We start from the raw sequence: 15267 nt of genomic DNA, 5'->3' as shown, positions 1-15267 counted from the left end.
GGGTTCGTGCCCACGGACGTCTCGCGGACGTCCGTGCCTGTCGATGTGGCACCTTTGATGCTGCCACGCACCACTGACAACGCCCCTTCCACGTCTCTTGGAGCAGCCAGTGCCGCCCGCGCCGTTCGAGCTTCTGCCCGGCCCCGCCGACTCCCCCGTGATCCTGCACGTACCGCACTCCTCACGGGTCGTTCCGGCCGAGGTGCGCGCGGGGATCGTGCTGGACGACGCGGCGCTGGAGCAGGAGTTGGACCACATCACCGACGCGCACACCGCCGAACTGGCCGAGCTCGCGGCCGGGTTGGCGGCCGTCACGCCCTGGCGGTTCGTCAACCGGCTGTCGCGGCTGGTCATCGATCCGGAGCGGTTCCCCGACGAGCGGGAGGAGATGCTGTCGGTCGGGATGGGCGCGGTGTACACGCGGACCACGCACCGGGGCGAGCTACGGCCCGCGGACAGCGACCCCGAGCCGCTGATCGACCGCTGCTTCCGGCCGTACGCGCAGGCGATGACGGACGCGGTGGCCGACCGGCTGGCCGCCACCGGGCGGGCCGTCGTCATCGACGTCCACTCCTATCCGTCCGCCGCGCTGCCGTACGAACTGCACGGCGACGGCCCCCGGCCGCCGGTCTGCCTGGGCACCGACCCCTTCCACACACCTCCCGAGCTGCTGACGGCCGCGCGGGAGGCGTTCGCCGGGTGCGGGGAGACGGGGGTGGACAGCCCGTTCCGCGGGGCGTACGTACCGCTGGAGTTCTACGGGAAGGATCCGCGGGTGGCGGCCCTCATGGTGGAGATCCGCCGGGATCAGTACATGGCCGAGCCGGGCGGGCCCGCCGGCCCCGGGCTGACCCGGCTGGCGACGGCGCTGGCCGCCCTCGTGGACGCCGTACCGCGCTGATCTCCTCGTGGCGCCTCACTCCGGCCTCCGGCTGGAGCACTCCCGCGCGACAGGCGGCCGGGGGCCGGTGAGGGTGGGGGCATGACCGAGGATCCCACCCTGCTGACCGCCCAGGCACCGCCCCCGGTGCGCGACTGGCCCGCGCTCGACCTCACCGGTCCCGACGACTTCGACCCGGTGCTCGCGGAGCTGATGCGCGAGGGCCCGCTGACCCGCATCCGGCTGCCGCACGGCGAGGGCTGGGCGTGGCTGGCCACCCGGTACGACGACGTGAAGGCGATCACCAACGATCCGCGGTTCGGCCGCGCGGAGGTCACCCGCCGTCAAGTGACGCGACTGGCCCCGCACTTCAAGCCGCGTCCCGGTTCGCTCGCCTTCGCCGACCAGCCCGACCACAACCGGCTGCGCAAGCCGGTCGCCGGGGCCTTCACGGTCGGCGCGATGAAGCGGCTGCGGCCGCGGGCGCAGGAGCTGCTCGACGAGCTGGTGGACGGGGTCGTACGCGACGGGCCGCCGGCCGATCTGATCGAGCGGGTCCTGGAACCCTTCCCGCTCGCCGTCGTCAGTGAGGTGATGGGCGTGCCCGTCGAGGACCGGGAGCGGGTGCACTCCTGGACCCGGCAGATCATCTCCACCTCGGGCGGCGCCGAGGCCGCCGACCGTGCCAAGAACGGCATGTACGGGTGGATCACCGACACCGTCCGGGCCCGCGCGGACAGCACCGGCCAGGACGTGTACTCGCTGCTCGGCGCCGCGGTCGGGCGGGGCGAGATCAGCGAGGAGGAGGCGGTCGGGCTCGCCGGGCCGCTGCAGATCGGCGGCGAGGCCGTCACCCACAACTGCGGCCAGATGCTGTTCCTGATCCTCACCCGGCCGGAGTTGAGGGAGCGGATGCGGGAGCCGGAGGCTCGGGGACCCGTCCTCGACGAGCTCCTGCGCCACATCCCGCACCGCACCTCGGTGGGCCTCGCCCGTATCGCCCTGGAGGACGTGGAGCTGCACGGCCACCGCATCAGCGCGGGCGACCCGGTGTACGTGTCCTACCTGGCCGCCAACCGGGACCCGGCCGTCTTCCCGGACCCGGACCGCATCGACCCGGACCGCGACCCCAACCCGCACCTGGCCTTCGGGAACGGATCGCACTACTGCACCGGCGCCGTCCTGGCCCGGATGCAGACCGAGCTGCTGGTCGGCACGCTCCTGGACCGGCTGCCGGACCTGCGTCTGGCGGTCCCCGCCGATCAGGTGGTCTGGCGCCGCCGGACGATGATCCGGGGACCTCAGAACCTGCCCGTCACCTGGTGACCGGCGCCGGATAGCCGGTAGCCGGCGGGCAGCCTCGGGCGTCCGGTGAGCGGTGTCGGGCACCTGGTGAAGGCGCCCGACCGCTCAGGCCGTCAGCCAGTCCGTGACGACGGTCCCCTCGTCGGTCCGCAGCCGCAGGGCGAACGGGCCGGCGGGGGGCTCCACGGAGGTGAAGCGGCCCATGTCGTCCGTCGTCAGCGCGGAGCCGACCTGCGGTCCTCTCAGGACCTCGATCCGGGCCGTCTGCGGTGGCAGCACCTGACCCATCAGGCCCTGCGCGGTCAGTTCCACGTCGACGGTCAGCCCGCCCACGTGGAAGGTCAGCATCCGCGGAACGTCCACCGCTCCCCTGACCGGAATGGCGTCGGTGACCGAGTCGAAGGTCAGCTCGGCGATCCGGGCGTCGAGGTCGTGCAGGGCGAAGGCCTCGACGGCGAGCTGCTGGAGCTGCGCGGGGATCGGGTCCAGGATGCCCGCGGCCCGGCGCAGTTCCTCCTCCAGCAGGTCGAGATCGAAGTCGTCGTCGTGGGCGTCGTCGCCGCTCATGTCGTCCAAGCCGTCCAGGTCGTCCATGTCGTCCATGTCGTCCGGGCCACCCGTGCCGTAGTTGTCCGTCACACCGCACCTCGTGCTTCGAGTCGTGCCCGCAGGCGGCGCAGACAGCGCTGACGCAGCGGTCCGATGCTGCCGACGGCGATGCCCAGCGAGGCGGAGACCTCCTGGTAGCTGGGCGGCTGCGTGGCCATCAGGACGCGCAGCAACTGCCTGCACCGGTCGCCGAGTTCGGCGAACTCCTGCCAGAGGTGGCGGACGCGCTCGCTCTGGGCGGCGGCCTCCTCCGAGTCCAGCAGGGACTGCTCGGGCGTACTGTCCTCGCTGACCCGGTCGAGGAGCTGCGGATCGTCCGTCGGGGTCAGCCTTTTCAGGCTCCTGATGACCTTCAGGCTCTCGTGCCGCGCGGTGCTCGCGAGCCAGGAGCCGGCCTTCTCCGGTTCCCGGATCCGGCCCAGGTGCTGGGCGAAGCGGAACCACACGGTCTGGTAGACCTCGTGCGCGTCGGCGTCGGAGAGCCGGTACGCGCGCACGACGGACCACACCAGTGGGCTCAGCCCTTCAACGAGCGCTTTCCAGGCCGCCGCATCACCGTCGACGGCGGACTGGACCAACGCGCCGACATCTGCTCGGTCCACGGCTCCACCCCTCGTGTACGGCATGTCATCGTACGCCGTGAGAGGGGTGGCCCTGGACCGTGACCTCCAGTGGATCGCGTTCATACCGACGTGGTGGGGATCGCGCGCCACGTGGGTGGCCGGAGCGCCGGGACGTGCGCCCCCCGCACCTCCGCGATCTCCGTGTTGGCGGCGAGCAGCAGCCGCGCGGCGGCGCGCGGGTCCTGCTCCTTGTGCGCCGTCATGTAGGAGGCGACCAGGCCCGCGGCGACGGGCGTGGCGAAGGACGTGCCGCTCCACTGCGCGAACCCGTCGAAGAGCACCTGGTCCGGCGTGGGGTGGGAGCCGTCGTCGCTCAGCACGCCCGCGTGGCTCGGGTACTGGCAGGTGCAGTGGTAGGTGAAGCCGAAGCGGCAGGCGTCGTAGGTGGAGTGCTGGTAGATGTACGGGACGGGCACGTCGAAGCCGGTGAGGGCGCTGGTGAGGCGCTCACCGGGGGCGAAGACCTTCACCCAGGCGCCGTGGTTGCTGAAGCAGGCGCCGAACTCGCCGTCGCTGCGCAGCGCGCCGACCGACAGGACCGCGTCCGCGTAGTCGGGCAGGGAGGCGTAGGCGGCGGGCCAGAACGGGGTGGCGCTGGCGTTGTTGCCGGCCGCGGCCACCAGCAGGGTGCTCTGGTCGAGCAGGGCGGACATGAACCCGTCCAGGCCCAGCAGGCCGTCGACGCGGCCGTTGGAGGTGCCGGCGGAGAGGCTGAGGATGTCCGGCCAGCCGTCCCGCTCGACGGCGTCGAAGAGCAGCTCGCCGAACTCGGACTCCAGGACCGCGCCGGCGTCGTTGAGCGTGTTGCGCACGGTGATGTCGGTGTTGGGCGAGACGGCCGCGAGGAGTCCGGCGATGAACGTGCCGTGTCCGACGTACTGCTGGAGGATCCCGTTCGCGTCGGTCTCCTGGAGCTGCGGGTCGCCCTGGGTGTTCGCCAGCAGCGGGTACGCGGCGAAGTCGTGCGTGAGGCCGTTGTCTATCACCAGGACACGGACGGCGGTGTCCTCGTGGGACTCCTCGGCCGCGGCCGGGTTGGGCGGCTGGGTGAGGGGGGCGGGCACGGGCTCGTCGCCGGGGCAGGAGTTCACCGCGATGGACACGATGTGGTTACGGCTGACCAGGCGGCGTCCCTGGCGTCCCTCCTGTTCCCGCAGCGCGCGCAGGGCGCCCGCGACCGCGCGGTCACCGCGGCCGTCGTCGTGGCCGGGGTCGCCGACCTGGATGCGGGTGATGCCGGAGCGGTTGGTCTGCGGGCTCACACGCTGCACCCGGTCCGCGACCAGCCCCGTGGTCCGGTCGAAGTGGGTGCGTACGGTGTCCTCGACGAGCTGGGCCTCCTCGCCGTCCCGGGCGAGGACGACACCCTTCTCGTAGATGAACTCGGCCGCGTCGTCCGGGCCGAGGGCGAGCGGGGTGTCGGGCATCGAGCGTTGGATCTGGTCGAACTGCTCGTGGAAACGCTGAGGTGCCATGGCGTGTCCTCCTCCACTGAGGCGGTGGTCGTCAGTCAGAGCCGCCGGGTCGTCGTTTGATACAGCGCCAAACCGGTGTGGTGTGCAACCGGGACCACTACCATCCTTTGAGTGACAGCGGGAAGCGACGCGGTCCTGGAACTGCTGCCCATGGTGTTCGCCGCCCCTCAGGACGCGCTGGCGAGGGCGGAAGGTGTGCTCGACGCCGATCCGTCGCTGCTGCACGCCTCCGTCGCCCACCAGGTGATCGGCATCTGGCAGCGGGACTGGGGCGACATGAAGATCGCCCTCTATCACCTGCGGCGGGCCCGGGATCTCGCGGCGCGCGCCGATTCGGCCGACCGGGAGGCGGATGTCCTGGCCGCGCTCGGGGTCGCGTTGGTGCACTCGGGGCGCACTCAGCAGGGTCTGGCCGCGCTGGAGCGCGGAGTGGAGCGCGGCACCGGCCACACCCGCGCGCGCGTGCTGTTCCGGCGGGCCTACGCCGGCTGGGTGCTGGGCCGGCACCGGGAGGCCCTGGAGGACGTACGCAAGGCGATTCCCGTGCTGCGGCAGGCGGAGGACACCATCTGGGTGGCCCGGGCGCTGACGCTGCGGGCGACCGTGCATCTGGCGCTGGGCGCGGTGGACCGGGCGGACGCCGACTTCACGGCGGCCGAGACGCTGTGGGACACCACCGGCCAGGAGCACGACAAGGCCGACATCGTGGAGAGCCGGGGGCTGGCCGCGTTCCGGTCGGGCGACATCCCGGTGTCGCTCCGGCTGTTCGACGAGGCCGAGGAGCGGTACGCCAAGCTCGGTACGCCGTCCTTCATGCTCTACATCCGGCGCTGCGAGGTCCTGATGGCGGCCGGGCTCGCCCCGGAGGCGCTGGCGGAGGCGGACGCGGCGATCGGGGTCCTCGACGGCATTGGCGGTCAGGCCACCCGTAAGGCGGAGCTGCTGCTGGTCGCGGCCCATGCGGCCCGGCGGGCGGGCGATCCGCATACGTCGATCGCGCGCGCGGAGCTGGCGGTGCGGCTGTTCGCCGGGCAGCGGCGGCCCTGGTGGGAGGCGCACGCCCGGCTGGTGCTGATCCAGGCGCGGGTGGCCGCGGGGCGGGGCTCGGGGCGACTGGTCGCCGACGCGGCCGCGGTCGCCGAGAAGCTCGCGTCCTTCGGCGCTCCGGTCGCGCCGGAGGCCTCCCTCCTCGCGGGCCGGATCGCGCTGGGTCTGGGCTGGACGGCGGACGCGGAACGGCATCTGGCGGTGGCCGCCCGCAGCCGGCACAGCGGGCCGCCGCTGGCGCGGATGACGGGCTGGGCGGCGCAGGCGCTGCGGGCCAGGTCCGCCGGTTCGAGCCGGGGTGTCCTCGAGGCCTGCCGGCGCGGCCTCGACGTGCTGGACGACCACCGGATGACGCTCGGCGCCTCGGAGCTGCGGGCCCGCGCCACCGAACAGGGCGCGGAACTGGCCGCGTTGGCGCAGCAGGCCAGCGTGGAGTCCGGCGGGCCGCGCCGACTGCTGGTGTGGAGCGAGCGCTGGCGGGCCACCGTGCTGTCCGCACCGCCGACCCGGCCGCCGGCCGATCCGGGGCTGCTCGGCGATCTCACCTCGTTCCGGGTGATCGCCGCCCAGGCGGAGGAGGCCCGTATGGAGGGCCGTCCGCTGCCCGCCCTGGAGCGCGAACAGCGGCGCCTGGAGCGGGAGATCCGCTCCCGCACCCTGCACATGCGCGGCGACGCCCCCGGCGACGAGACCCGCTTCGACCCCGCCCGCCTCCTGGCCCGCCTCGGCGAGGTGCGGCTGGTGGAACTGGCCGTGCTGGACGGGCGGGTCCAGGTGCTGCTGTGCGCGGAGGGCCGGGTCCGGCGGTTCGAGGCGGGACTGGTCGCCGACGCCGAGCGCGAGGCCGAACACGTCCAGGCGGGCCTGCGGCGGCTGGCCCATCCCGGGGCGGATGCCCGGCTTCCGGTGGTCGAGGCGATGGGACACCGGCTGGAGGAACTGCTGCTGGGACCGGCGGCCGCACACCTGGGCTCCGGACCCGTGGTCGTCGTACCGCCCGGGCGCCTGCACCGCGTGCCGTGGGCCCTGCTGCCGTCCCTGCGCGAGCGGGTGCTCAGTGTGTCGCCGTCGGCGAGCAGTTGGCTGCGCGCCCGGGAGACCGAGCCGCCGCCGGGCGGACGCCATGTGCTGGTACGAGGTCCCGGTCTGGCGACCGGTGGTGCCGAGGTGCCCGAGCTGGCCGACCGGTACGGCAGGCCGATCCTGCTGGAGCACGACGACGCGCGCGTGCCGCGGGTGTTGCGGGAGTTGGACGGCGCGGCGCTCGCGCACATCGCCGCGCACGGGGTCTTCCGCGCCGACAGCCCGCTGTTCTCGTCGTTGCGGATGGCCGACGGTCCGTTGATCGTGCACGACTTCGAACGCCTGGACCGGAGCCCTTACCGGATCATCCTGTCCAGCTGCGACACCGCCCGCCTCGCCTCGGTCGGCGCGGACGAACTGCTCGGCCTGGTCACGGCGTTGCTGCCGCTGGGCACGGCCGGGGTGGTGGCGAGCAGCGCGCCGGTCAACGACGCGGCCGTGGTCCCGCTGATGCTCGCCCTGCACAAGGGCCTCAGCGTCGGCCTCTCGCTGGCGGAGGCCCTGCGCGACGCCCGGGCCTCACTGCCGGGCGACGCGATGCACCAGGCGACGGGGTGGGCGTTCGCGGCGTTCGGGGCGGCCTGAGCGGAAGAGACCGGTCGCGGGTTGTCCCTCCGGCGGCCGAACTACCGCACCGCAGCACGGAGTTCACGAAGACGATGCCGGGCGCGGAAAAGCGGCCTGACCCCTCCCCCGAATACTGGGGGTCAGACCGCTGCTCCGGTGTGCGGCTCAGGCCGGCTGGGCGTCCGGTACCGCCGTGAGCCAGGGCAGCGCCCCGCGGTCGCTGGCGCCGAGCCGGGCGTACGCGCTGTAGAGGTGGTTGCCCACGGTGCGGATGGACAGGGTGAGCTGTTCCGCGATCTGACGGTTGCTCAGTCCGGCGGCCGCCAGGGTGACGATCTGCCGCTGGCGGGCGGTGAGTTCACCGAGGACCAGGCCGGACAGGGCCGGAGTACGGGCGCCCTGGCAGCGGCGGGCGAGGGCGACGGCACGGGTGCGTGAGGTGCGGGCGGCGCGCGGGTCGCGGTGGGCCCGTACCGCCTGGGCGTGCGCCTCGGCGGCGAAGAGCAGCAGGCCGCGCCGCTCGAGCGCCTCGGCCGCCCGGTCCAGATCGGGACCGTCGCCGCGGGCGAGCGCGTCGGCGTGCAGGGCGAGGACACCGTCGGCGGGCAGCCGGTCGACGACCGCCTCCGGGGCGCCGAGACGAACGGCCTCGTACAGTTCGTACGAATCTCCCGCTCCGATCGTCTCGAGCGCCCCGTCGACGTCCCCCCCGGACACCGCCAGCCACACGGCCGCGCCGCCCCCGAGCGGTCCCCCGGCGGCCGTGCGAGCGGTGCCCGTCTCCCCCGACTGGGCGGTGGCCAGGGCGAGTTCGGTACGGCAGGACAGATCGCCCCCGTCGTCCCGCAGTCCCTCCCTCGCCCAGGCCGCCGCCTCGCGCAGCTCCCCCCGGAGCCGCGCATACCGGGCGCGTACGGCGGCGTACCCCGCCGGCACCGACGCGCCCTCTTCGACCAGCCAGTCCCCCACCGGCGTGGTCGTGGTCCTGACGTCCGCCCGCTCGATCCGCCCGGTCAGCTCGGCGGCCTCGGCGTCGAGGGCCGGCCGCCACTGCTCGGGCCGCCGGGCCAGCCGCCGCGCCCGCAGCCGACCGGCCGCGGCGCGCAGCACCGGGCCGTACAGGGGGTGGGCGAGGCGGACGGTGGTGGGGCCGGCGGGAGTCTCCTGGTGCTCGTCGATACGGACCAGGCCCTCGGCCTCCAGGTGTTCGAGGACATGGAGGTCGAAGTCGTCCAGGTCCTGCCCCAACGGCTCCCCGAAGGCGAGGCGTTGCAGGGTCTCGTGTTCGTCCGCGTGCGGCCGGTCGAGCACGCGCGCGGCGCGCTCACGGACGGTGGTCGTGACGGGCAGCGGGCCGCGCCAGGACCAACTCTCCGTGTCCGGGCGGCGGTCGAGCAGTCCGCGCTCGCGCACCGCGTCCACCAGGTCGCGCAGCAGGCGCAGGTCGCCGCCGCACAGGCGGAGCAGTCGGTTGAGGGTGAGCGGCTCCGGGTCCGCGCCGAGGCCGGCCGCCAGGAGCTGTTCGGTGTCCTCGCGGGGCAGCGGCTCCAGGGCGAGGCGGGGCAGCAACTCGCCTGTCCACAGGCGGGAGATCGCGCCGGGTACCGGCGTCTCGTCGGCCGCGACGACGACCAGGCGGGTGCGGCCGTGCACGGCGAGCTGGTGCACGAGGGCGGCCGAGGCGTCGTCGAGCAGGTGGGCGTCGTCGACCAGCAAGAGCCGTATGCCGGACAGGAGTTGGACCGCCCGGTGCAGGGAGACCGTCTCGGGCAGGAGGTGCGCGAACGCGGCGAAGGAGAGGTGACGGGTCTCGGGTGTTCCGGCCGCGCGGGCCCGGTCGCTGCCCCGCAGTGCCTCGGTGACCAGCCGGGTCTTGCCCGAGCCCGCGGGGCCGGTGACCACGATGCCGTGGTGGCTCGCGGTCAGGGACCGGCGGATCAGCTCGAGCTCGTCCTCTCGTCCGGTGAACGGCCAGGGCAGTTCAAGGGTCTTCGCCTCGCGTTCGAAAGTCGTCACGGGAGTATGAGCGCGAGTACTCAGTCCTGATACAGGGCGACTTGAGTAGACCCCGACTCAGGCGCCCGTGACCTGGATCGGGGCAGGCTGTGCGCATGACCGGACGCTACTGCTCCCTCGCGCAGCAGTCGGCCCCCGCCTTCGCGGCAGGGCTGACCGCCGAGCGGCGCAGCGCGCTCATCTCGGGCAACCGGATGTGGGTCAACGGCACGGTTCTGCACTACTGCTTCTTCGACGGCGAAGGCGACGCCTCCGTCATCCCCGTCCCGGGCACCGGGGCGATGCGGCGGGTGTCGTGGGTCGGCGCCAAGGAGCAGCGGGACGTGGTACGCGAGTGCTTCCAGGAGTGGCGGGATCTCGGGCTCGGCGTGTCCTTCGTCGAGGTCGCGGACCGCACGGAGGCCGAGGTGCGCATCGGGTTCCAGCTCGGCGACGGCTCGTGGTCGACGGTGGGCCGGGACGCGTTGCAGGTCGGCGTGCACGACCGCACGATGAACTTCGGCTGGGACCTGACCGCGCCCGGGGAGCGCGGGACGGCCCTGCACGAGATCGGGCACGCGCTCGGGATGCTGCACGAGCACCAGAGCCCGTTCGCCGGGATCCACTGGGACGACGAGGCCGTCTACGCCGATCTGGCGGGCTCGCCGAACTTCTGGAGCCGGGACAAGACGTTCTTCAACATCCTGCGCAAGCTGGACCCAGACGAGGTCAACGGCTCCGTCTGGGACCCGCAGTCGATCATGGAGTACCCGTTTTCGGGCGGGCTGATCCTGGAGCCGGAGCAGTTCCGGGCGGGTCTGAATCCGCCGGGTTCGCTGTCGCCGGCCGACAAGGAGTTCGTGCTGCGCTGGTATCCGCCGGCGGATCCGCCGCAGCCGCCCGCGCTGGTGCCCTTCCGTTCGGCGCCGCTCGGTCTCGGACCGGGCGAGCAGGCGGACTTCGTGATCGATCCGCCGGAGACCCGCGAGTACACCGTGGGCACCTTCGGCGACAGTGACACCGTCGTCGTGGTCTTCGAGGAGCGGGACGAGGAGCCCCGCTACCTGACCGGCCGCGACGACGGCGGAACACCGCACAACGCCACCATCAGGGCCCGTCTCGTCAAGGGCCGCCGCTACTACGTCCGTGTGCGTCTGTACTCGGCTTGGGGACCGGGGCAGACAGCGGTCATGTGCTGGTGACAGCACGGGAAACCGCGCCACTCGGGCGTCGCTGGACCACCTGTCCGGCGCCGGGGGAGCGGTCGGGCAACGGTCACCTTCGGGGGAGGGAGACCGTTGCCCGGCCTCGCCACGTGTCCCGGAAGCGGCCGTGATCGTCGTACGGTCCGCCCGGCACCCGCAGAGCAGCGTCGCCCTCCTCGACGTCCTCGCCTCCGGCCTCGCGCTCCCGGTTCGGCGCGGCCTGTCGATCTAGGACAGAAACCGGCCTAGTCCGCTCCTATCGTCGTCCACGACAGCCAGTACGAGTGGAGGGACCGCGATGTCCGAGCAGGCCGGCGTCACGCCGCAGGGATACACCACCGTCGCGCCCTGGGTCGTCACCGACGACACCGGGGCCTTTCTCGACTTCGTCGCCGGGGCCTTCGGCGGTGTGGAGCTCGCGCGGGTCGCCACCGAGGACGGTCTGATCGGGCACGGTGAGATCCGGATCGGCGACACCGTGGTGCTGGCCTTCGACCGGCGTACGGACTGGCCGGTCCTGCCCAGCCTGCTGCGGGTGTTCGTCGCCGACGCGGACGAGGCGTTCTCCCGGGCCGTCGAGGCCGGTGGCAGTGTGGTGACGCCCGTGGCCGACGACGCCTTCGGGACGCGCGGCGGGCGGATCAAGGACCCCTTCGGCAACATCTGGTGGGTGGTCGCCAAGGTCGAGAACGTGTCCGAGGACGAGATGTGGAAGCGGCTGCGCGACCCGGGCTACGCCGAGATCATGCGCGTGGCCCAGGGGACGCTGGACGCGGAACTCAGCGGTCGGCGCCACGGACGCAGCAGCGCGCCCGTGGGGCCGACCGGCTGAGCTCGCTCCAGTCACTCGGCTCCGGTGCTTAGGCTCCGATACCTCGGCTCCGGTACTTCAGCGTCGGCCCCACTCCCGTGCAAGCAGCTCGTACGACCGCACCCGGTCGGCGTGGTCGTGGGTGATCGTCGTGATGAGCAACTCGTCGGCGCCGGTGGCCTCTTGGAGCTGTTCCAGCTGGTCGGCGACCCGGCCCGGCGAGCCGACGAACTGGGTGTCGAGGCGGTCCTGGACCAGTTCCCGGTCCTCGTCGCTCCAGACGTGCGCGCGGGCCTCCTCGGGCGTCGGGAACGCGATCGCGCCCTCGGCCGTACGGATGCTGCGCACCCACAGGCCGTAGCCGGTGGCGAGTTCGCGGGCGGTGGTGTCGTCCTCGGCGACGACGACGTCCGCGGAGACGCTGACGTGGGGTTTGTCGAGGTGGTCGGAGGGCTGGAAGTGGGCGCGGTAGCCGTCCACCGCCTCCAGTACCGTGGCGGGGCTGACGTGGTAGTTGGCGGCGAAGCGCAGGCCCCGGGCGCCCGCGACCTCGGCGCTCTGGCCACCGCTGCTGCCCAGGATCCACAGCTCCAACTCCGCGCCCTCGCCGGGCACTACGTGTGCCTCGACGCCCTCCGGGGAGCGGTAGGTGCCGGCCAGCAGGGCGAGGATGTCGTCGATCTGCTCGGCGTAGTCCTGGGACTCGGCGTTCGGCAGCAGGAGCAGCCTGCGTTGCAGGGCGATGCGGGGTGAGCCGAGGAGGCGTTCGAAGGAGAAGCGGGGCGGGATGAGCAGTCCGTTGGGGGCGCGTCCGTCGACGACGGGTGTGGCCGTCGGCCCGGTGGCCCGCTCCGCCGGCGGACGGCCGCCCGAGCGGCCGAGGCCCAGGTCGAAGCGGCCGGGGTGCAGCGCGTCGATCAGTCCGAACTCCTCCACCGTCGACAGCGCGGTGCGGTGGCCGAGTTGTACGGCCCCGGAGCCGAGGCGGATCGTGGAGGTGGCGGCGGCGGTCAGGGCCAGGACGACCGCCGGGGAGGTGCCCGCGACCCCGGGGTTGAGGTGGTGCTCGGCGAACCAGTAGCGGGCGTAGCCGAGTTGTTCGGCCTGTCGGGCCAGGTCGATGGAGTTGCGCAGGGCGTCGGCGGCGGTCGAACCGGACGAGATCGGGACCAGGTCGAGCACGCCCAGGGGGATGTCAGACACGGACCGGCTCCTCGCTGCTGGTCGACGGTGTCGGCAGGACCGGGCCCCAGTCGAAGGGCGGGTCGGGGATGTCCTTGCGCAGGACGGGGGCGACCGCCGACTGGAAGAGTTCGAGCGAGTCCCGGTGCTGTGCGTCGGACAGACCGCTCGCGTCCGCGTGCAGGTGGACCACCGTGTGCCCGAACTGCTCGTGGTAGCGGTGCACTTTGTCGATGACCTGCTGCGGGCTGCCGATCAGGGCCGAGCTGCGCTCGACGTAGTCCTCCAGGGTCTCGAAGACCACGGGCAGACCCGCCTGCTTGAAGAAGGCCAGGTTGGACTCGAAGATCGGCCGGTACGCGGCCAACGCCTCCTGCGAGGTGGGCGTGACGAGGACGCCCGCCGTGCCGGCGCCGATCGCGATGTCGGCCGGGTCGTGTCCGTGGTGCTCCCAGCGCTCGCGGTAGTAGCGGATCAACTCGGCATACGGCTCTATGGGGTTGGTGACGTTCGCCGAGAACAGCGGGTCGCCGTAGCGGGCGGCGAGGTCGACGGACTCCTTGCTGGTCGCGCTGCCGTGCCAGACCCGGACCGGCTTCTGGTACGGCCGCGGCCACACCTCGGCGTCCTCCAACGGCGGGCGGAAGCGGGTCGCCGCCGTCACCTTGTCCTGCCGCCAGATCTGCCGGAACACCTCGTAGCTCTCGGCGTTGCGGTCCCACTGGTCCTCGGGCGTGACCTGGAACAGGTCCCGCTGGGCGGCGCCGTTGCCCTTGCCGATGATCAGGTCCAGGCGCCCGTTGGACAGGTGGTCGAGGGTCGCGTAGTCCTCGTACGCCCGGACCGGGTCCAGCAGGCTGAGGGTCGTGACGGCGGTGAACAGGCGGATCCGCTTGGTCAGGGCGGCCACATGGCTGAGGACGACGGTCGGGGACGAGGAGATGAACGGGCGCTCGTGCCGCTCCCCCACCCCGAAGCCGTCGAAGCCCAACTCCTCGGCGAGCACCGCGTTGTCGAGCACCTCGCGGAACCGTTCGTGGGTCGGTTTCAGCACCCCGGTGACCGGGTCGGGGCGGTGCACGATGAGCGTGATCGCGAGGAACTTCACGACGCGGCCCGCTCGGCCGCCGCCTCGTCCGGGTGGGCGAGACCGAGCTGGTGGCGCAGCGTCGGGCCCTCGTACTCGGTGCGGAACACGCCCTGCTCCTGGAGCAGCGGGACGACCTTGTCGGCGAAGTCGTCGAGGCCGGTCGGGGTGATGTGCGGGACGAGGATGAAGCCGTCGCTGGCGTCGGCCTGAACGTACTCGTTGATGGTCCTGGCCACCGTCTCCGGGGAGCCGATGAAGTTCTGCCGGTTGCCGGTCTCGATGACGAGGTCACGGATGGACCAGTTGTTGGCGGCGGCCAGCTCACGCCACTCGCGGGCGGTGGCCAGCGGGTCGCGGTACATCCGCACCTGGGCGCGGCCCTTGGAGATGTGGTTCTCGCCGAGGTCGGGATCGACGTCGGGCAGCGGGCCCTCCGGATCGTACGAGGACAGGTCCCGGTTCCAGACGAACTCGAGGTGCTTGATGGCGGTGGCGCCGCTGACCTGCTGGCGGCGCACCTCCTTCGCCAGTACCTCCGCCTCGGCGTCGGTGTCGGCGAGGACGAAGCTCGCGGCGGGCAGGATCAGCAACTCGTCATGCCGGCGGCCGTACTTGGCGAGGCGGTTCTTGACGTCGGTGTAGAAGGCCTGCCCCGATTCCAGCTGGGCGTACCGGCTGAAGATGGCGTCGGCGGAGGAGGCGGCGAACTCGCGGCCCTCGTCGGAGTCGCCGGCCTGGAAAATGACCGGGCGGCCCTGCGGGGAGCGCGGGACGTTGAACTGGCCGTGGATGTCGAAGTGTTGACCGTCGTGGACGAAGGAGCCGGCCTTCGCGTCCCGCAGGAAGGTGCCGCTCGCCTGGTCGGCGACTATCTCGTCGCCGTGCCACGAGTCGAAGAGCTCGTTGGTCGTGGCGAGGAACTCCTTGGCGCGGGAGTACCGCTGGTCCTGCGGCAGGAAGCCGCCGCGCCGGAAGTTCTCGCCGGTGAAGGCGTCCCAGGAGGTGACGACGTTCCACGCGGACCGGCCGCCGGAGAGGTGGTCGAGGCTGGCGAACTGGCGGGCCACCTCGTAGGGCTCGTTGAAGGTGGAGTTGATGGTGCCGGTCAGGCCGAGGTGCTCGGTGACGGCGGCTAGCGCGGCCAGCACGGTGAAGGTGTCGGGGCGGCCTACGACATCCAAGTCGTAGATTTTTCCGCCCTGTTCGCGCAGGCGGAGTCCTTCGGCGAGGAACAGGAAGTCGAACTTGGCGCGTTCGGCGGTCTGCGCGAAGTGCACGAAGGAACTGAACTCGATGTGGCTGCCGGCCTTGGGGTCGCTCCACACGGTGGTGTTGTTGACGCCCGGGAAGTGCGCGGCCAGGTGGATCTGCTTCAGCGGCTTGCTCATGGGTGCG

The 15267-nt window shown here is 72.5% G+C and carries 12 protein-coding genes; 5 read left to right on the top strand and 7 right to left on the bottom strand.

The annotated features are described in order from the left end of the window. The first annotated feature begins 109 nt into the window (after nt 1-109). The gene (locus ACWD5F_RS25090) at nt 110-901 is read left to right on the top strand and encodes an N-formylglutamate amidohydrolase (RefSeq protein ID WP_451257484.1); all 792 of its coding nucleotides are present in this window, start codon (nt 110-112) and stop codon (nt 899-901) included. 81 nt (nt 902-982) lie between these two features. Next, nucleotides 983-2206 carry a cytochrome P450 gene (locus ACWD5F_RS25085; protein ID WP_451257482.1) on the top strand — a complete coding sequence of 408 codons (1224 nt, stop codon included), beginning with the start codon at nt 983-985 and terminating at the stop codon, nt 2204-2206. A gap of 84 nt (nt 2207-2290) precedes the next feature. Here the strand turns inward: ACWD5F_RS25085 and ACWD5F_RS25080 are convergent, their stop codons facing one another. The 3 genes from ACWD5F_RS25080 to ACWD5F_RS25070 form a co-directional block, all read right to left on the bottom strand. Continuing rightward, the gene (locus tag ACWD5F_RS25080; RefSeq protein ID WP_451257580.1) at nt 2291-2788 is read right to left on the bottom strand and encodes a hypothetical protein; all 498 of its coding nucleotides are present in this window, start codon (nt 2786-2788) and stop codon (nt 2291-2293) included. Nucleotides 2789-2820: 32 nt separating this feature from the next. Continuing rightward, entirely contained in the window at nt 2821-3396 is a 576-nt protein-coding gene (locus ACWD5F_RS25075) for an RNA polymerase sigma factor (RefSeq protein WP_401711703.1), read from the bottom strand. Between the two features lie 80 nt (nt 3397-3476). Then, nucleotides 3477-4892, bottom strand: coding sequence for a S8/S53 family peptidase (locus tag ACWD5F_RS25070; protein ID WP_451257479.1), 1416 nt, complete (start codon nt 4890-4892; stop codon nt 3477-3479). 150 nt (nt 4893-5042) lie between these two features. On the opposite strand from ACWD5F_RS25070, the gene ACWD5F_RS25065 reads away from it, so the two are divergent. Continuing rightward, nucleotides 5043-7607, top strand: a complete 2565-nt coding sequence (locus ACWD5F_RS25065) for a CHAT domain-containing protein (protein ID WP_451257578.1) — start codon at nt 5043-5045, stop codon at nt 7605-7607. A 147-nt stretch (nt 7608-7754) separates the two neighbouring features. Here the strand turns inward: ACWD5F_RS25065 and ACWD5F_RS25060 are convergent, their stop codons facing one another. Further along, complete coding sequence (locus ACWD5F_RS25060; protein ID WP_451257477.1) at nt 7755-9605, bottom strand: LuxR family transcriptional regulator AbsR2; 1851 nt, start codon at nt 9603-9605, stop codon at nt 7755-7757. Between the two features lie 95 nt (nt 9606-9700). On the opposite strand from ACWD5F_RS25060, the gene absR1 reads away from it, so the two are divergent. Both absR1 and ACWD5F_RS25050 read left to right on the top strand, forming a co-directional pair. Then, a complete protein-coding gene (gene absR1, locus ACWD5F_RS25055) occupies nt 9701-10786 on the top strand; it encodes a beta-glucuronidase AbsR1 (RefSeq protein WP_401711711.1) in 1086 nt (361 codons plus the stop codon). Nucleotides 10787-11087: 301 nt separating this feature from the next. Then, entirely contained in the window at nt 11088-11621 is a 534-nt protein-coding gene (locus ACWD5F_RS25050; RefSeq protein ID WP_451257474.1) for a VOC family protein, read from the top strand. A 57-nt stretch (nt 11622-11678) separates the two neighbouring features. On the opposite strand, the gene ACWD5F_RS25045 is transcribed toward ACWD5F_RS25050, so the two are convergent. The 3 genes from ACWD5F_RS25045 to ACWD5F_RS25035 are packed head-to-tail and all read right to left on the bottom strand — an operon-like array spanning nt 11679 to nt 15260. After that, a complete protein-coding gene (locus tag ACWD5F_RS25045; protein WP_451257472.1) occupies nt 11679-12803 on the bottom strand; it encodes an LLM class flavin-dependent oxidoreductase in 1125 nt (374 codons plus the stop codon). Continuing rightward, a complete protein-coding gene (locus ACWD5F_RS25040; RefSeq protein WP_451257470.1) occupies nt 12796-13890 on the bottom strand; it encodes an LLM class flavin-dependent oxidoreductase in 1095 nt (364 codons plus the stop codon). The genes ACWD5F_RS25045 and ACWD5F_RS25040 overlap by 8 nt, the downstream gene beginning before the upstream one ends. Continuing rightward, on the bottom strand, nt 13887-15260 hold the full coding sequence (locus tag ACWD5F_RS25035) for an NtaA/DmoA family FMN-dependent monooxygenase (RefSeq protein ID WP_451257468.1): 1374 nt from the start codon (nt 15258-15260) through the stop codon (nt 13887-13889). Before ACWD5F_RS25035 ends, ACWD5F_RS25040 begins: the two co-directional genes overlap by 4 nt. Nucleotides 15261-15267 lie beyond the last annotated feature (7 nt).

The sequence above is a fragment of the Streptomyces sp. NPDC002499 genome, assembly GCF_053595415.1.
The sequence above is the reverse complement of the archived record's forward strand: the minus strand, read 5'-3'. Positions and strand labels throughout refer to the sequence as shown.

Bases quoted from the DNA above. Each gene is read 5' to 3' on its own strand.
- ACWD5F_RS25035 (WP_451257468.1), bottom strand. From the start codon at position 15,260: ATGAGCAAGCCGCTGAAGCAGATCCACCTGGCCGCGCACTTCCCGGGC.
- ACWD5F_RS25080 (WP_451257580.1), bottom strand. From the start codon at position 2,788: ATGGACGACATGGACGACCTGGACGGCTTGGACGACATGAGCGGCGAC.
- ACWD5F_RS25050 (WP_451257474.1), top strand. From the start codon at position 11,088: ATGTCCGAGCAGGCCGGCGTCACGCCGCAGGGATACACCACCGTCGCG.
- ACWD5F_RS25065 (WP_451257578.1), top strand. From the start codon at position 5,043: ATGGTGTTCGCCGCCCCTCAGGACGCGCTGGCGAGGGCGGAAGGTGTG.
- ACWD5F_RS25070 (WP_451257479.1), bottom strand. From the start codon at position 4,892: ATGGCACCTCAGCGTTTCCACGAGCAGTTCGACCAGATCCAACGCTCG.
- absR1 (WP_401711711.1), top strand. From the start codon at position 9,701: ATGACCGGACGCTACTGCTCCCTCGCGCAGCAGTCGGCCCCCGCCTTC.
- ACWD5F_RS25085 (WP_451257482.1), top strand. From the start codon at position 983: ATGACCGAGGATCCCACCCTGCTGACCGCCCAGGCACCGCCCCCGGTG.